Origin of the sequence: Bradyrhizobium sp. LB11.1 (assembly GCF_040549385.1) — a bacterium.
GTDB lineage: Bacteria > Pseudomonadota > Alphaproteobacteria > Rhizobiales > Xanthobacteraceae > Bradyrhizobium.
In genome coordinates, this window is the sequence record NZ_JBEPTH010000004.1 from 190,999 (window position 1) to 206,430 (window position 15,432).

Genomic DNA, 15,432 nt, shown 5'->3' on the forward strand with positions numbered 1-15,432 from the left:
CATGACCACTGCAGCCAACTCGTCTTCCCGCATCGCCCGTGGCGGCAAGGCCATCTATGGCGCGCCGCTCGGCATCCTGATGCTGGAAGCGCGCTTCCCCCGCATTCCCGGCGACATGGGCAACGGCACGACCTGGCCATTCCCCGTGCTCTATCGCGTGGTGAGCGGCGCTTCGCCGGAGAAGGTGGTGCTGAAGGGCGCGGCTGGCCTGCTGCCTGATTTCATCGATGCGGCGCAGGATCTGGTGCGGCTCGGGGCCGAAGCCATCACCACCAATTGCGGCTTCCTCTCGCTGTTTCAGAAGGAGATCGCGGCGGCCGTCGGCGTTCCCGTTGCGACCTCGTCGCTGATGCAGGTGCCGTGGGTTCAGGCGACCTTGCCGCCCGGCAAGCGCGTCGGCCTCGTCACGGTGTCGGGCTCGACCCTGACGCCGGCCCATCTCGAAGGTGCCGGTGTGCCGCTCGATACGCCGCTGGTCGGCACCGAGCACGGCAAGGAATTCTTTCGCGTCCTGATCAAGGCCGAGAAGGACGATATGGATGTGGCGCAGGCCGAGCGTGACGTGGTCGAGGCGGGCAAGCAGCTGGTCGCTGAGAACCCCAACGTTGGCGCCATCGTGCTCGAATGTACCAACATGCCGCCCTATGCGGCAGCGTTGCAGGCTGAGGTCGGATTGCCCGTTTACGACATCTATTCCATGATCACCTGGTTTCATGCTGGACTGCGCCCGCGCGCATTTGCCTAAAGTCTGGCTCGCGAGCTCCTCACAACCTGTGCTCTCGTTTGCATTGCAATCGCGCCCACAGCCCCGGTATATTAGGCTGTGTGCGGGCATGAATGCAGCTAATGATGAGCAACGTGGAACTGGCCTCCGATAGTATCGTCGATCGCGTCTATGAACAGCTCAAGGCGATGGCCGTGAGCTATGAGTTCAAGCCGGGCGAACGGCTCAACGAAGGCGAGCTGGCTAAACGTCTTGGCGTCAGCCGCACGCCGCTGCGCGAGGCGCTCAACCGTCTCAACACGGAGGGCTTCCTGCGCTTCACGCCCGGCAAGGGATTCTTCTGCCGCGAACTCGACGCGCACGAGATTTTTGATCTCTACGAGCTGCGCAAGTCGATCGAGGTCGCCTCGGTGCGCCTCGCCATCAAGCGCGCCAAGGATGAAGACATCGACGCGCTGCTGAAATTCCTCGAAGCCACCGGCCCCGATCCCGGCGAGCGTTCCTCGGTGGAGCTGGTCGAGCTCGACGAGACCTTTCACGAGCGGCTGATGGCGATGTCGAACAACGCCGAGATGCTGCGCGTGCTCCGCAACGTCAACGCCCGCATCCGCTTCGTGCGCTGGATCGACATGGACAGCATCAACCGCTCCAACACGCAAGCCGAACACCGCGCTGTCGTCGTGGGCCTGAAGGCGCGCGACGAAGAGGCTTGCGTCTCGGTGCTGGAGAAGCACATCGATCGCCGATTGGATCGCATTACGTCAGCGATCAAGGAAGGCTACGCGCAGATCTACATGCCGGCGGCGGCAAGAGCTGCGACGAACTAGGGGCTGTCTCCGCGATCGCGGTATCGTAGGGTGGGCAAAGCGACTTGTCCGCCATAGCTCGAAGAGCGACGGCGGAAGCGTGCCCACCACTTGATCGTGGGCACGGCGCAAGTGCGCCTTTGCCCACCCTACGATTTCGGACTCGCGGAGAGATATCCCGTCTCGCAGCCACGCGGCGATTCACCCGCACCGCAAGAAAAACCCAGCTATACAATCCTTCAATACCTGCTCATGCCAGACGGTCAGAGCTTTCGTAATCGAACATCGCTAGCGTGCCGCTCGAAAATCACGGAGACACGCGGTGCATAGCCCCCAACCCAATTCCGACACGCGCAGCAGCGACGACTGGCCGTCCGGACTCTATCGCATCCTCAAAGCCGCCGACGTCAGGCAGATGTCGTACGTGCCGGATGCCGGCCACAGCCAGCTGATCCGCATGTTCTCGGCCGACCGCGACGTCACCACCAATGTGCTGACGACCGAAGAGGAAGGCATCGCGATTGCCGCCGGCGCCTGGCTCGGCGGGCAGCGCAGCGTGCTGCTGATGCAGTCGAGCGGGGTCGGCAATTGCATCAACATGCTGTCGCTGTCGGCGATCGGCCGCTTTCCGCTTTTGATGCTGGTGACGATGCGCGGCGAATGGGCCGAGTTCAATCCCTGGCAGGTGCCGATGAGCCGGGCGACGCAACCCTCGCTGGAGGCGATCGGCCTGAAGGTGATGCGGGCGGAGACGGCGGAAGATCTGGTCGAGACGGTCGAATCTGCGGCCGCGCTCGCCTACGATTCCGACCAGCAGATCGCGGTTCTGATCGCGCAGCGCCTGATCGGCAAGAAGAAGTGGTGATATCGATGACCGTTGCCTCCCAGCTCGATCGCCGCGCCGCCGTTGCGGCCCTTCTCAAGAACCGCAAGGATACGCTGGTCGTATCCGGCCTCGGCTCTCCCACTTACGATCTGCATTCCGTCGGCGACCACGACGGCAATTTCTATCTCTGGGGTGCCATGGGCGGCGCCGCGCTCATCGCGCTTGGATTGGCGCAGGCCCAGCCGGGCAAGCGCGTCCTCGCTTTGACTGGCGACGGTGAGCAGCTGATGGGTCTTGGCGGTCTCGCCACGATTGGCGTCGCGAGCCCGCGCAATCTCGACATCGTCGTGATCGACAACCAGCATTTTGGCGAGACCGGGATGCAGGCGAGCCACACCGGCCGTGGCGTCGATCTCACGGCGATCGCGACTGCCTGCGGCTTTGCCGCAGCCGCGACCGTGCGGACGCTCGCGGAGGTGCAACGCCTCGCCGCTGATATTGCCAAGCCGGCCGATGGCCCGCGGCTTTTTGTCATCAAGGTGTTGGCCGAAAATCCGCCGCGCTCGCTGCCCTCGCGCGATGCTGTCTTTATCAAGAACCGGTTCCGTGCTCATCTCGGGTTTGCTGCGGCTTGAACTGGAGTCCTCTCCGGGATAGGTCGCCGCGTAAGCAGCTATCCTGGAGTGAGACCCATGAAACTATCCGGCAAGGTCGCCGCCATCACCGGCGCGGCACGCGGCATCGGCAAGGCTTGCGCAAAGCGGTTCCTCGATGACGGCGTCAAGGTCGTCATCTCGGATATTGATGCCGAGGCTCTTGCCCAAACGGCCGCCGAACTCGGGCGACCGGACGCCTTGCGCACCGTGGTCGGCAATGTCGCCAAGCGCACTGATGTGGATCAGCTCGTCGCAGCCGCCGTGAAAGAGTTCGGCCGGCTCGACATCATGGTCAACAATGCCGGCGTTGCGCGCAACCGGGACATTCTGGAGATTTCCGAACAGGAATTCGACGATGTCATCGGTATCAATCTGAAGGGCGCGTTCTTCGGCGTGCAAGCGGCCGCAAAGCAGATGATCGCGCAACGCGGTGGCGGGGTTATCATCAACATGTCCTCGGTGAATGCGTTGTTGGCGATTCCGGCGCTGGCGACCTACGCCATGTCCAAGGGCGGTATGAAGCAGCTGACCTCGGTCGCGGCCGTCGCGCTCGCCCCGCACAACATCCGCGTCGTCGCGGTCGGCCCCGGCACGATCCTGACCGATATGGTCGCGTCCTCGATCTACACCTCGGACGATGCCCGCAGGACCGTGATGTCGCGCACGCCGGCCGGCCGCGGCGGCGAGCCGAGCGAGGTTGCCTCGGTTGTTGCATTCTTGGCGAGCGACGATGCGTCCTATATCACCGGGCAGACCATCTATCCCGATGGCGGCCGGCTGATCCTGAACTACACGGTGCCGGTGAAGGACAAGTAGGCTTCACTCCGCGGCGATCGTCATGCCGTAGCCGAGCCGCTTCGAGATGTGGCCGGCGCAGTCGCGCAGGGCATGGGCGATGGGGCTGTCCCAGCGGGCATCGAACGTGCCTTCCGGACCCATCGCGGTGATGACCAGCGCAACGTGGCCGGCATGGTCGAACACGGGCGCGGAAAACGCGTTCACACCGGGCAGGGGATCGCCGAGCGCGCGGGCGAGGCCGTGCTTGCGCACCTCAGCAAGCATCTCGGCGACCTTCGCGCCTTTGACAGCCCGCTTCGGATTGTAGCCGACGCCATGGCGGTCGAGACCGCTCTCGAGCGCGGCGTTGATCGTCTTCTCCGGCAGGAACGCCGCAAAGGCGCGGCCGGTTGCCGTCTCCAGCAACGCCATCACCGAGCCGGCGCGCATCACGATGTGCACGGGCTGGCCGGGCTCCTCCAACTGCACCACGGTCGGGCCGTGCGTGCCCCAGACCGCGAGCGAGACCGCGTGTCCGATCTGGTTTGCGAGCGCCGCGATCTTCGGCTGCGCGATGCGGACGCCGGACAGACGTCGCAGGCTGATGAGCCCGAGCTCGAGCGCCAGCGCGCCGATCTCGTAGCGGCCGGTGGTCTCGTCCTGCTCGATCAAGCCGATGCGGGAGAAGCTGGCCAGATAAGGATGCGCCTTGGCCGGCGTCATGCCGGCTTCGCGCGCGAGATCGCGCAGCATCATCGGCTCGCCGCTCTTGGCGAGCGCACGGAGCAGTTCTCCGCCGACCTCGATCGACTGGATGCCGCGGCTTTCTCTCTTCATGCGCCTCCTGGCGTGGCTCGCTTACGCCGCGTCGCGCTTGGCGGCGCTGTCGGCGAGATGACGGCCGGCAATGTAGCCGAAGGTGAGCGCCGGCCCAAGCGTGATGCCCGCGCCGGGATAATTGCCGCCCATGATGCTCGCCATGTCGTTGCCGGCGGCATAGAGACCCGGAATCACCCGGCCTTCTGCGTCGAGCGCGCGTGCGTTCTCGTCGGTGACGACGCCGGCATAGGTGCCGAGATCGCCGATCACCATCTTGATGGCGTAGAATGGCCCGTTCTCGATCGGCGCGACGCAGGGATTGGGGCCGTGCATGGCGTCGCCCTGGTAGCGATTATAGGCCTTCGAGCCTTTGCCGAAGGCGGCGTCATAGCCTTGCGGCGCGGTCGCATTGAACTGCTTGACGGTGTCGGTGAACGCCGTCGCGTCGATGCCGGCCTTCGCCGCCAGCGCTTCGAGTGTCTCGCCGCGCATCAGATAGCCGGTGGTCAAGTGATGACCCAGCGGCATCGGGAACGGCGGCACGCAGCCGAGGCCATACTTGCGCAGCGTTTGGTGATCGCAGACGAGAAACGCGGCGATCTCCTCGCCGGGCTTTGCGGCCTTGATCATGGCCTGGACGAAGTCGTGATAGGAATTGCCTTCATTGGCAAAGCGCTTGCCGTCGCGCATCACCGCGATCACGCCGGGTTTTGCGCGGTCGATGAAATGCGGCATCACGCCTTTCGATCCGTCCTTGCGCGTGGTGAGCGACACCGGCACCCAGGCCGCCGCGTTCGGTAGCCGGTCCTCGACATGCCCGCCGGCGCATTCGGCCAGGCGCAGACCGTCGCCGGTGTTGCCGGTCGGTCCCGGCGAATAATGCTCATTGCCGGTCGGCGCATGCGGAAACATCTTTTTGCGCCGTTCGACATCGTGCGGAAAGCCGCCGCAGGCGAGCACGACGCCTTGTCTTGCGCGAATGCTGACATCGCGTCCCTCGCGTGAAACGATCGCACCGGTGACGGCGCCGTTCTCGACCGTCAGCTCGCGCACGGGCGAGGACAGCCACATCGGAATCTTCAGATCCTGCGCGGATTTCGCCAGGCGCCCGGCGAGCGCGTTGCCGTTGGTCAGGGTCATGCCACGGCCGTAACGCAGCACGTCCATGAGATGCCGCGACAGGCGTTTAGCGACGTAGACCGCCGAAGTCAGCGACTTCGTCACGCGCATGAAATGGATGATCTCCTTGCCGGATCCGAGCATCATGCCGAACACGGTGAGCTCGGGCAGAGGCATGCCCAGCGTCTTGATCTGGTCGCCGAGCTCGCGGCCGTCGAACGGGCGCGTCACCATGGAGCGGCCGCCCTGCGCGCCGCCGGGCGCTTCAGCGTGGTAGTCGGGAAACACCAGCGGCATGTCGAAGCGGAGCGTGGTCTTGGTGGTGAAGAAATCGACAGCTTCAGGGCCTGCGCTCAGGAATGCATCGACGCGCGCAGCGTCAAAATTGTTGCCGGCCTCGTGGCGCAGATAAGTGCGGGCCTGCTCCGGCGTCTCCTCGATGCCATAGGCCTTTGCCAGCGACGTGCCTGGAATCCACAGCCAGCCGCCGGAACGCGCTGTGGTGCCGCCGAAGCGCGGCTCCTTCTCCACGATCAGCACGTCGAGGCCGCGGTAACGCGCGGTGATCGCCGCCGACATGCCGGAGGCGCCGGATCCGGCCACGAGCACGTCGCACTCGTAAGTCTCAATTGCGTTGCGCTCGTTGCCGGTCATGTCTTACCTCACTTCTTCAGCAGCGGACATTTGGATTCGGAGACCGGGCGATAGGCGTCCTCGCCCTTCACGGTCTTGACGATCTCCAGATAATCCCAGGGCTCCTTGGACTGCTCGGGCGACTTCACTCTGGCCAGATACATGTCGCGGATGACGCGGCCATCCTCGCGCAATTTTCCGCCATGAACGAAGGTATCCTCGATCGGCAGCTCGCGCATCTTGGCCATCACCTTGGCCGGATCGTCAGTGCCGGCGGCCTTGATGGCCTTGAGATAATGCAGCACCGAGCCGTAGACGCCGGTGTGGATCATGGTCGGCATCACATTGGTGCGTGCAAAGAACTTCTTCGACCAGGCGCGGGTCGCCTCGTCCATGTTCCAGTACGACGCCGTCGTCATGTAGGTGCCTTGCGCGGCCTTGAGACCGACCGCGTGCACGTCGGTGTCGAACATCAGGAGGCCGACAAGCTTCTGGCCGCCTTGCACCAGGCCGAACTCGCCGGATTGCTTGATCGCGTTGTCGGTGTCCTGACCGGCATTGGCGAAGGCGACGACGTCAGCCTTGGAGCTCTGCGCCTGCAGTGCAAAGGAGGAGAAGTCCGCCGTGTTGGTCGGATGCTTGACGCCGCCGAGCACCTTGCCGCCCATCTCGTTGATGAAGCGGGTGGCGTCCTTTTCGAGCTGCTGGCCGAAAGCATAGTCCGCAGTAATGAAATACCAGGACTTGCCGCCTTCCTTGATCACGGCGGAGGCCGTCACCTTCGACAGCGCGTAGGTGTCGTAGGTGAAGTGCACGGTGTTCGGGCTGCACAGCTCGTCGGTGAGCGAGCTTGCGCCGGGGCCGGAGAGCAGCGCGATCTTGTTGCGCTCGCGCACCATGTTGTGCACGGCGATCGCGATGCCGGAATTGGGAATGTCGGCGACGGCGTCGACCTTGCCGTTGTCGAACCAGCCGCGCACGATATTCACGCCGACATCGGTCTTCATCTGGTGATCGGCGCTGATGATCTCGATCGGCTTGCCGAGCACGGTCGGCCCAAATTCTTCCACCGCCATTTTCGCGGCCTCGACCGAACCCGGCCCGCTATTGTCGCGGCCCCAGCTCGACAGATCCGTCAGCACGCCGATCCGTACCACGTCGTCGGAAACTTGCGCGGTGGCAGCCGTCGTCATCGCAGTAGAAGTCATCGCCGCGAGCATGGCGCAGGCCCAAAGCCCTCTCATCGTCATTCCCTCTCTTTTATGGGCCGCTTGGCGCGGCCGGTTGTTCTGGGATTGAATTAGATATTAGCAAATGAATTTGTCAATGGCGAATAATTGCGCGGATTGGGTTCCCTGACCGCCTTGCAGGCGGTGCGGAGATAGATGCGTAGCCGCTTCAACACCCGTCATTGCGACGAAGCAATCCAGACTGCCTCACAGAGAAAGTCTGGATTGCTTCGCTGCGCTCGCAATGACGGGTGTGGGGACAGCGGCGCGAAAATCTCGCATCGTGATCCCGGCGAGGCGCAATGCTTCCGCAGGTTGCAACCATCACCACGATTGGCCATGATGCCAACCGGAATTCTTGGGGCGCGCATGGCAATGACGGCAGCAACGGGGGTCTCCGCAGCGACGGAGCAATCGACGACGGCGCATGTGGTGTGGGCAAGTGCGCTCGGCACCGCGATCGAGTGGTACGACTTCCTGATCTACGGTACCGCCGCCGCGCTCGTGTTCAACAAGCTGTTCTTTCCGAGCTTCGACCCCTTCGTCGGCACGCTCGCGGCATTCTCGACCTATGCGGTCGGCTTCGCGGCACGGCCGATCGGCGGCGCGATCATCGGTCATTACGGCGACCGGCTCGGTCGCAAGACAATGCTGGTCGCAACCATGATTGCGATGGGGCTCGGCACGTTCCTGATCGGATCCCTGCCGACCTACAGTCAGATCGGTGTCTGGGCGCCGATCCTGCTCGTCATCCTGCGCTTCGTCCAGGGCATCGGGCTCGGCGGCGAATGGAGCGGCGCGGTCGTCATGGTCGCCGAGCATGCCGGCAACCGCCGCGGCTTCTACGGCAGCTTGGTGCAGATCGGCTTTCCCGTCGGCGTCGCCGCCTCCACCGGCATTTTCGGGCTGATGACACAGCTGCCCGAAGCGGACTTCCTGAGTTGGGGTTGGCGCGTGCCGTTCCTGATCAGCATTCTTCTTGTCGGGGTCGGCCTTATCGTGCGGCTCAAGCTTGCGGAGACGCCGCACTTCAAGGAAGTTGTCGAGCGCAAGGAAGTGCTGGCGCAGCCGGTCTGGGAAGTGCTTCGCCGCGACTGGCGCAGCTTTCTGCTGGCGATCGGCATCACGGTGTCGGAAGTCGGGCTGGCTTATCTCCTCACCGTCTTCATCGTGGTCTACGCCACGACGAAGCTCGGCCTGTCGCGTCAGGTGATCCTGAATGCTGTGGTCTATGCCGCGATCGTCGAGTTCGCGACGCTGCCGCTGGCAGGCTGGCTCTCGGACATCTTCGGTCGCAAGGCGCTCTATCTCGCCGGCGGCGTATTCTCGGTGGCCCTGGCGTTTCCGCTGTTCTGGTTTCTTGATACAAAAGAGCCGGTGCTGATCACGCTTGCGCTCATCGTCACGATGACGCTGACGCATGCGCTGCTGTTCGGACCCAAGGCCGCGTTCATGCCGGAGTTGTTCCGCACCCCGGTGCGCTACAGCGGCGCCTCGCTCGGCGCAAATGTCGCAGCCGCGTTGAGCGGCGGCTTCTCGCCGCTGATCGCGACCGCGCTGCTCGCGTGGGCTGGCTCTTACTGGCCGGTGTCGCTCTACATCATCGCGCTCTCGATCATCACGATCATCGCGACGCTGATGGCGCCGGAGACGGCCCGCGACACGCTGAGATCGTAAAGACCCCGCCACCGGCGTGTATACATGTCCTGACGCCGTCTTATGCGCGCTGCCGAAAGCGAATGCAGCCGCCTGAATCATTGACCAGAGGGGTTCAGGGGGCGTGCTCTCATCAACAAAACAATGCCGCGCCGCGCGGACCGGCGTTGCTGGCATACTGAATATCCAGTAACAGCGGGATCGGCGCGCATGAACGCCGCCCAACAAAGCAAGGGAAGCATAAACATGAAAAAGACCACGCGTCGGAGTTTGCTCGCGACTGCCGCGGCAGTCACTGCAGCTTCCATCGCCGATGCGGCGCCGGCCGCAGCGCAGGCCACCCCGAAGCCGATCTTCCCAGTGTCGATGGTGACGATCCCGATCGTCGGTGAAGCAAGTGTGTTCCAGGTCCGCCGGATCTACTGCATCGGCCGCAACTACGCTGCGCACGCGATCGAGCGTGGCTCGGATCCGAGCCGCGAGCCGCCGTTCTTCTTCCAGAAGCCGACCGATGCGATCCAGAACGTCGCGGTCGGCGAGGTCGCCGACCATCCCTACCCGTCGCTGACCAAGAACTATCATCACGAGGTCGAGCTGGTGGCGGCGCTGAAATCCGGCGGCGCCAACATTCCTGCCGAGAAGGCGCTCGACCATGTCTATGGCTATGCGCTCGGCCTCGACATGACCCGGCGCGATCTCCAGAACGGCATGGCCGCGGAGAAGAAGCCATGGGAGATCGGCAAGAGCTTCGACCACGCCGCGGTGCTCGGTCCGATCCATCCCGCGAGCAAGACCGGCCATTTCGAGAAGGGCGCGATTTCGCTCGCGATCAACGGCACCGTCAAGCAGAGCTCGGATCTCAGCAAGATGATCTGGAGCGTCGCCGAGCAGATCGCAAAGCTCTCGGAAGCGTTCGAACTGAAGGCCGGCGACATCATCTATTCCGGCACGCCGGAGAATGTCGGCCCGGTGGTGAAGGGCGACGTGCTGTTGTGCAAGCTCGAAGGCTTGCCGGACATGTCGATCAAGATCGTCTAGCTCGCGCTGGCTGGCCTCCGCTGGAACCGCGACCGGCGGGGGTCTTTGAATTGCCGGAGTTCCATCGGCCATTGCCCCGTGTTGGGCAACGAACAAACCTCGTGCGGCCATATTTGAGTCAGAGTGATCTCCCGAGAGGGAGGCGCTCCGATGAAGAAAGCATTGATCACCGCCATCGTGATGCTGGCTGGTGTGCCTGCAAGCGCCGTCGCACAGGAGCGTGCTGGCGCTGCGGCATTGGGCGCCGTGTCCGGCGCTGTCGTGCTGGGTCCGATCGGCGCGGTCGCGGGTGCTGTGGTCGGCTACACCGCCGGACCTTCGATCGCCAGGTCATGGGGCGTGGGAGGTTCGCGCTCGGTGAGACATCGGCAGCCGCCGCGTCGCGAGGCGTATCGTGCAGCCGCGACCGGCGCTCCGCCGCGCGCTCGTGAGGCGCTGAATGCCAACGGCCAGGTCAGAGCTGCCAGCAATCCGCCGGTTCAAGCCGCGCCCGCGGTGCAACCTGTTCAAGCTGCTCCTGCGGTGCCAGCGCAGACTTCGACGCCGCCCGTTCAGGGATTCGAATAAGGCTTCGGCTTTAGGCCGCGGTCGTCTTCGGCCGCAGCCGGTCGACCGTCCGCGCGATCAGCGACGCGACTTCTGCCACCTTCGGCCCGATCCGAAATTCCGGTCCTGCGACGACGACCGAGAGTCTGCGGTCGCCGATCGGCAGGGGAATCGCTGCTCCCGCAAGATCGCGGCTGTAGTCGGCAAAGCTCTGGCAGTAACCGCGCTCGATCGAATTGCGCAGCTCGGTTTCGACCGCCTCGATGCTGATCGGCGTCGACGGGCCGTATTGCTTGAACTCGATCTTGCGATAGACCGAGTCGCGTTCTTCCTGCGAATATTGCAGCAGCAGTGCGCGGCCGCTGGCCGTGGCGTGGATCGGCACGCGATGGCCGATGGTGGCGAAATAGCGGATTGCGGCCCGCGACTCGACGACGTCGATGAACACGGCACTGACTCCGGCCGGTGCCACGATCGACGCGGTTTCTCCGGTCTCGGCGGAGAGGTCGGCAATCAGCGTGTGCGTCCACGGCGGCAGCGGCTCGACCTCGGAGATCATCCGCGCCATCGCCAGCCACCGCGGCGTCGGATAGAAGCCGGCGCGGGGGCGCGGTTCGTAGAGATAGCCCTTCTCCGTCAGCGTTGCGAGCAGGTTGAAAGTCGACGAGCGCGGCCAGCCGAAATGATCGGCGATTTCGGCAAGCGTCGCCGGCTTCCTCGTTTGCGCGAAGAATTCCATGATCTCCAGGACGTTTGCGGCTTGGCGAACGATCATGGTGAGGCCTTGCGTCCTGATCTAGGGCTGGCCGAGAATCTTCTTCGCGGCGCGAAGATGCGGCTTGTCGATCATCTGGCCGTCGAGCCGCAGCGTGCCGGAATTTGGATTGCTCGCGAACGCCGCGATCACCTTCTCCGCCCAGCTGCGTTCGGCGTCCGTCGGCGCGAACGCAGCGTTGACGATGTCGACATGTTTGGGATGGATCAGCGCCTTTGCCGAAAACCCGTCGCGCCGCGCAGCGCGCGTTTCCTGCTCGAGGCCGGCGAGATTGTCGATGTCGGTGTAGACCGTGTCGATCGGTGCGACTTCCGCCGCAGCCGCCGCCATCAGGCAGAGATCGCGCGCGAGGCGATAGGGGCTGTGGAACACGCCGCCTGACGCCTTCTCGGTGGCGCCAAGAGATGCCGAGAGATCTTCCGCTCCCCACATCAATCCGGCGAGGCGAGGGGAGCAGCCCTTGTAGCTGCCGAGGCCGAAGATTGAGCCCGCAGTTTCAGTCGCGACGCAGACGATACGCGTCGTGCCGACCGTGATGCCGGCGGCCGCTTCCAGTGCTTCCAGCCAGGTCGCGACCTGCCGCACGTCATCGCCGCCCTGCGATTTCGGCAGCACGATGCCGTCGGGCTTGCCCGGCACCACCGCGGCGAGATCGGCCAGCGTCATGCCGGTGTCGAGCGCATTGACGCGGACATAGAGCTGGTGCGGGCCGCGAGAACCTTTCAGCATCGCTAGCGTCAGCCCGCGGGCCTCCGGCTTCTTGTCGGTGACGACGGAATCCTCGAGATCGATGATCAGCGCGTCGGCCTTGCCCTCGCTGGCCTTCTCGAATTTGCGCGGGGAATCGCCCGGCACGAACAACATCGAACGCATCAGACCGGCCTCTTGTGCATCAACGCCATGCGGCGGCATTTGCCGACGATCTCGTCGTTCTGGTTCAAGGCGTGGTGCTCGAACTCGACGATGCCCGCCTTGGGGCGCGATTTGGATTCCCGCAATGAAAGCACCTTCGTCGTCGCCCGCAAGGTGTCGCCATGGAAGACCGGTTTCGGAAACGTCACGTCGGTCATGCCGAGATTGGCAACGGTGGTGCCCATGGTCGTATCATAGACCGTCATGCCGATCATGATGCCGAGGGTGTAAAGGCTGTTGAAAATGCGCTGGCCGAACTCGGTCTTTTCGGAGAAATGCGCGTCGATGTGCAGCGGCTGCGGATTGAGCGTCAGCAGGCTGAACATGGTGTTGTCCATCTCCGTAACGGTCCGGGTCAGCGGATGCCTGAACTCCTGGCCAACGGAGAAGTCTTCGAAATAAAGTCCGGCCATCGCGGTTTCCTCCCGATTGTCTTGCGATTTGGCCAGCGCCTGCCTTTAGGGCGGCGCTGCCAGGTGAACTGCCTTTTGCTCCGCGAGCCGTTCGATCTCGTCAGCCGAGAAACCGGCCTCGCGCAGAATGTCGCGGCCGTGCTGACCGAGCGTCGGGGCTGGGCCGGCGGGCTCCGGCTGGGTCACACTCCAGGTAGAGGGCACGCGCATCTGGCGGATGCGGCCTTCCACGGGGTGATCCACCGCCCTGAAGAAGTCGATCGCCTTGAGATGCGGATCGTCTAGGACCGTTTCCAGCGTGTGCATCGGCATCACCGGAATGTCGGCGCGCTCCAGCAGTTCGCGCCATTCCGCTGTCGTGCGCGTGACGAAGATGTCGCCGATCTCCTCATAGATCTCGTCGATATGCTTGGTGCGCGCGGCGTGGTTGGCGAAGCGCGGCTGCTCGAGGAAATGTGGCTGCCCAATCGCCTCGAAGAAGCTGCGCCAGTGCTTGTCGTTGTAGATGAGCACGCAGAGATGGCCGTCGCTGGTCTTGTAGGGCCGGCGATAGCGCGAGAGCAGGCGAGCGTAGCCGCCATGGTCGAGCGGCGGATCGTAGGTGAGGCCGCCGAGATGGTCGACCAGCACGAACTCCGTCATCGATTCGAACATCGGCACGTCGATGCGCTGGCCCACGCCGGTGCGCTGCTGGTGCATCAACCCGCCCATGATCGCATTGACCATCATCAAGCCGACGATGCGGTCGGCGATGGTGACGGGCACGTAGCGCGGCGTGCCGTCGCCGGCGGTCGCGAGCAGCGTCGGAATGGTGGACGCGCCCTGGATCAGATCGTCATAGGCGGGCTTGGCGGCATAGGGGCCGGACTGGCTGTAGCCGAACGCGCCGACATAGACGAGGGCCGGATTGATCGCGGCGAGCGTCTCGTAGTCGAGGCCGAGCCGCGCCATTGCCTGCGGGCGCACATTATAGACGAGCGCGTTGGCACTTTTCGCCAGCCGCAACAGCGTGTCGCGCCCTTCCGGCTTCTTGAGGTCGAGCACGATGCTGCGCTTGCCGCGATTGGCATTGTGGAACATCCCGCCCATGCCGGGTGTGCGCCCGGGACCGATCTGGCGAACGATGTCGCCCTCGGGGCTTTCGACCTTGATGACGTCAGCACCCATGTCCGCCAGCACCTGGGTGCCGTAGGGGCCCATCAGCACAGACGTCAGGTCGAGAATGGTGAAGCCGGCGAGCGGTCCCATGGAGCCTCGTAGGACGAATTCATATACGTGGAGTTAGGATTCATAAATCCGGGTTGTCAATTCGATCGCACGGCCAGGGCGCGCATAGCTCCATGCATCGTTCATATACTTGACAGATAAATTCACATATATGTACATTTTCCTCAAGCAAGAAATGGAGCGAGGGGCCGAACGGATCGGCAGCCAGCGGCTGCTGCCTTCGGCGTGGGGACGCGTCAGGGAGAATGACATGAAGAAGAATCTGGTCCGGGCTGCAGCCGTGCTCGCTTTGTCGCTGCCGGTCTCGACATTGTCGGCGCAGGCTCTCGAGCTGAAGGTCGCCGATAGCTTCCCCGCTGGACATTATCTCGTCCGCCTCATGCTCAGGCCCTGGATGGACGACGTCACCAAGCGCACCAATGGCGCGGTGACCTTCACCTATTATCCGAATCAACAGATCGGCAAGGCCGCCGACATGCTGCGGCTGACGCAGTCGGGCGTGGTCGATATCGGCTACATCGGGCCGTCCTATGTCTCCGACAAGATGCCGCTGTCGGAAGTTGCGCAATTGCCGGGTGCGTTTGCGACCAGCTGCCAGGGCACGCTCGCTTATTGGAAGACCGCGCGCGAAGGCGTGCTGGCCAAGCAGGAATATGCGCCGAACAAAATCAAGCTGCTGATGGCCGTGGTGCTACCGCCCTACCAGGTGTGGACCGTCAAGTCGAAGGTCGAATCCACCAAGGACATGCAGGGCCTGAAGCTGCGCACCACCGGCGGCGCGCAAGATCTCACGCTGCGCGCGCTCAATGCCGTGCCGGTGCGCATGGCCGCGCCCGATGCCTATGAGTCGCTGTCGCGCGGCACGATGGACGGCCTGCTGTTTCCGCTCGACAGCGTCGTGTCCTATGGCCTCGACAAGCTGGTCAAGCACGCGACCGAAGGCGTCAGTTTCGGCAGCTTCATCGTCGCCTATTCCATCAACCAGTCGGTCTGGGACAAGCTGCCGGACGACGTGAAGAAGGCGATGAACGAGGCTTCCGAAGCGATCACGCCGAAGGCTTGCGCCGACGTCGACAACGAAGGCGAAACCACCAAGAAGCACATGCAGGACGAGGGCGTCAGCTTCGACCCGCTCCCGGAAGCCACGCGTGCTGAGATGAAGGACAAGCTCAAGGGCGTGAGCCATGAATGGGCGGCCGGACTCGACAGCCGTGGCAAGCAGGCTTCTGCCGCGCTGAAGGAGTTCGAAGACCTGCTCGCGGCCGGCAGCAAGTAA

The 15,432-nt window shown here is 63.8% G+C and carries 16 protein-coding genes; 9 read left to right on the plus strand and 7 right to left on the minus strand.

Features of this window, described 5'->3' with window-relative positions:
- Window position 1 precedes the first annotated feature (1 nt).
- The 5 genes from ABIA96_RS12250 to ABIA96_RS12270 all read left to right on the plus strand — a co-directional run bounded on the left by ABIA96_RS12250 (window position 2) and on the right by ABIA96_RS12270 (window position 3,828).
- The gene (locus ABIA96_RS12250) at window positions 2-745 is read left to right on the plus strand and encodes an aspartate/glutamate racemase family protein (protein WP_354137308.1); all 744 of its coding nucleotides are present in this window, start codon (window positions 2-4) and stop codon (window positions 743-745) included.
- A gap of 104 nt (window positions 746-849) precedes the next feature.
- Window positions 850-1,551, plus strand: a complete 702-nt coding sequence (locus tag ABIA96_RS12255) for a GntR family transcriptional regulator (RefSeq protein WP_354137309.1) — start codon at window positions 850-852, stop codon at window positions 1,549-1,551.
- Between the two features lie 301 nt (window positions 1,552-1,852).
- Window positions 1,853-2,395, plus strand: a complete 543-nt coding sequence (locus ABIA96_RS12260) for a thiamine pyrophosphate-binding protein (protein WP_354137310.1) — start codon at window positions 1,853-1,855, stop codon at window positions 2,393-2,395.
- A 5-nt stretch (window positions 2,396-2,400) separates the two neighbouring features.
- Window positions 2,401-2,991, plus strand: coding sequence for a thiamine pyrophosphate-dependent enzyme (locus tag ABIA96_RS12265; RefSeq protein ID WP_354137311.1), 591 nt, complete (start codon window positions 2,401-2,403; stop codon window positions 2,989-2,991).
- A gap of 57 nt (window positions 2,992-3,048) precedes the next feature.
- Window positions 3,049-3,828 (plus strand): SDR family NAD(P)-dependent oxidoreductase, encoded by a 780-nt coding sequence (locus ABIA96_RS12270; protein ID WP_354137312.1) that lies wholly within the window; start codon window positions 3,049-3,051, stop codon window positions 3,826-3,828.
- Between the two features lie 3 nt (window positions 3,829-3,831).
- Here ABIA96_RS12270 and ABIA96_RS12275 read toward each other — a convergent pair whose 3' ends face one another.
- The 3 genes from ABIA96_RS12275 to ABIA96_RS12285 are packed head-to-tail and all read right to left on the minus strand — an operon-like array spanning window position 3,832 to window position 7,604.
- The gene (locus ABIA96_RS12275; protein WP_354137313.1) at window positions 3,832-4,626 is read right to left on the minus strand and encodes an IclR family transcriptional regulator; all 795 of its coding nucleotides are present in this window, start codon (window positions 4,624-4,626) and stop codon (window positions 3,832-3,834) included.
- Between the two features lie 21 nt (window positions 4,627-4,647).
- Window positions 4,648-6,381 carry an FAD-dependent oxidoreductase gene (locus ABIA96_RS12280; RefSeq protein WP_354137314.1) on the minus strand — a complete coding sequence of 578 codons (1,734 nt, stop codon included), beginning with the start codon at window positions 6,379-6,381 and terminating at the stop codon, window positions 4,648-4,650.
- A gap of 8 nt (window positions 6,382-6,389) precedes the next feature.
- The gene (locus ABIA96_RS12285) at window positions 6,390-7,604 is read right to left on the minus strand and encodes an ABC transporter substrate-binding protein (RefSeq protein ID WP_354137671.1); all 1,215 of its coding nucleotides are present in this window, start codon (window positions 7,602-7,604) and stop codon (window positions 6,390-6,392) included.
- Window positions 7,605-7,964: 360 nt separating this feature from the next.
- On the opposite strand from ABIA96_RS12285, the gene ABIA96_RS12290 reads away from it, so the two are divergent.
- From ABIA96_RS12290 to ABIA96_RS12300, 3 genes are all read left to right on the plus strand, one after another.
- Entirely contained in the window at window positions 7,965-9,266 is a 1,302-nt protein-coding gene (locus ABIA96_RS12290; RefSeq protein WP_354137315.1) for an MFS transporter, read from the plus strand.
- Between the two features lie 225 nt (window positions 9,267-9,491).
- Window positions 9,492-10,283 carry a fumarylacetoacetate hydrolase family protein gene (locus ABIA96_RS12295; protein ID WP_354137316.1) on the plus strand — a complete coding sequence of 264 codons (792 nt, stop codon included), beginning with the start codon at window positions 9,492-9,494 and terminating at the stop codon, window positions 10,281-10,283.
- 150 nt (window positions 10,284-10,433) lie between these two features.
- Window positions 10,434-10,850, plus strand: coding sequence for a hypothetical protein (locus ABIA96_RS12300; RefSeq protein ID WP_354137317.1), 417 nt, complete (start codon window positions 10,434-10,436; stop codon window positions 10,848-10,850).
- Window positions 10,851-10,860: 10 nt separating this feature from the next.
- Here ABIA96_RS12300 and ABIA96_RS12305 read toward each other — a convergent pair whose 3' ends face one another.
- From ABIA96_RS12305 to ABIA96_RS12320, 4 genes are read right to left on the minus strand one after another with little or no spacing between them, the layout of a single operon-like run.
- Window positions 10,861-11,604, minus strand: a complete 744-nt coding sequence (locus ABIA96_RS12305; RefSeq protein WP_354137318.1) for an IclR family transcriptional regulator — start codon at window positions 11,602-11,604, stop codon at window positions 10,861-10,863.
- 21 nt (window positions 11,605-11,625) lie between these two features.
- A complete protein-coding gene (locus tag ABIA96_RS12310) occupies window positions 11,626-12,477 on the minus strand; it encodes an HpcH/HpaI aldolase/citrate lyase family protein (protein ID WP_354137319.1) in 852 nt (283 codons plus the stop codon).
- Window positions 12,477-12,965 carry a MaoC family dehydratase gene (locus tag ABIA96_RS12315; protein ID WP_354137672.1) on the minus strand — a complete coding sequence of 163 codons (489 nt, stop codon included), beginning with the start codon at window positions 12,963-12,965 and terminating at the stop codon, window positions 12,477-12,479. Before ABIA96_RS12315 ends, ABIA96_RS12310 begins: the two co-directional genes overlap by 1 nt.
- A gap of 9 nt (window positions 12,966-12,974) precedes the next feature.
- Complete coding sequence (locus ABIA96_RS12320) at window positions 12,975-14,177, minus strand: CaiB/BaiF CoA transferase family protein (protein ID WP_354137320.1); 1,203 nt, start codon at window positions 14,175-14,177, stop codon at window positions 12,975-12,977.
- 229 nt (window positions 14,178-14,406) lie between these two features.
- Between ABIA96_RS12320 and ABIA96_RS12325 the strand changes: the two genes are divergently transcribed.
- On the plus strand, window positions 14,407-15,432 hold the full coding sequence (locus ABIA96_RS12325; RefSeq protein WP_354137321.1) for a TRAP transporter substrate-binding protein: 1,026 nt from the start codon (window positions 14,407-14,409) through the stop codon (window positions 15,430-15,432).

Coding starts and splice junctions, on each gene's coding strand:
- ABIA96_RS12290 (WP_354137315.1), top strand. CDS start 7,965: ATGACGGCAGCAACGGGGGTCTCCGCAGCGACGGAGCAATCGACGACG.
- ABIA96_RS12255 (WP_354137309.1), top strand. CDS start 850: ATGAGCAACGTGGAACTGGCCTCCGATAGTATCGTCGATCGCGTCTAT.
- ABIA96_RS12280 (WP_354137314.1), bottom strand. CDS start 6,381: ATGACCGGCAACGAGCGCAACGCAATTGAGACTTACGAGTGCGACGTG.
- ABIA96_RS12270 (WP_354137312.1), top strand. CDS start 3,049: ATGAAACTATCCGGCAAGGTCGCCGCCATCACCGGCGCGGCACGCGGC.
- ABIA96_RS12250 (WP_354137308.1), top strand. CDS start 2: ATGACCACTGCAGCCAACTCGTCTTCCCGCATCGCCCGTGGCGGCAAG.
- ABIA96_RS12295 (WP_354137316.1), top strand. CDS start 9,492: ATGAAAAAGACCACGCGTCGGAGTTTGCTCGCGACTGCCGCGGCAGTC.
- ABIA96_RS12320 (WP_354137320.1), bottom strand. CDS start 14,177: ATGGGACCGCTCGCCGGCTTCACCATTCTCGACCTGACGTCTGTGCTG.
- ABIA96_RS12265 (WP_354137311.1), top strand. CDS start 2,401: ATGACCGTTGCCTCCCAGCTCGATCGCCGCGCCGCCGTTGCGGCCCTT.
- ABIA96_RS12275 (WP_354137313.1), bottom strand. CDS start 4,626: ATGAAGAGAGAAAGCCGCGGCATCCAGTCGATCGAGGTCGGCGGAGAA.
- ABIA96_RS12285 (WP_354137671.1), bottom strand. CDS start 7,604: ATGAGAGGGCTTTGGGCCTGCGCCATGCTCGCGGCGATGACTTCTACT.
- ABIA96_RS12310 (WP_354137319.1), bottom strand. CDS start 12,477: ATGCGTTCGATGTTGTTCGTGCCGGGCGATTCCCCGCGCAAATTCGAG.
- ABIA96_RS12325 (WP_354137321.1), top strand. CDS start 14,407: ATGAAGAAGAATCTGGTCCGGGCTGCAGCCGTGCTCGCTTTGTCGCTG.
- ABIA96_RS12305 (WP_354137318.1), bottom strand. CDS start 11,604: ATGATCGTTCGCCAAGCCGCAAACGTCCTGGAGATCATGGAATTCTTC.
- ABIA96_RS12300 (WP_354137317.1), top strand. CDS start 10,434: ATGAAGAAAGCATTGATCACCGCCATCGTGATGCTGGCTGGTGTGCCT.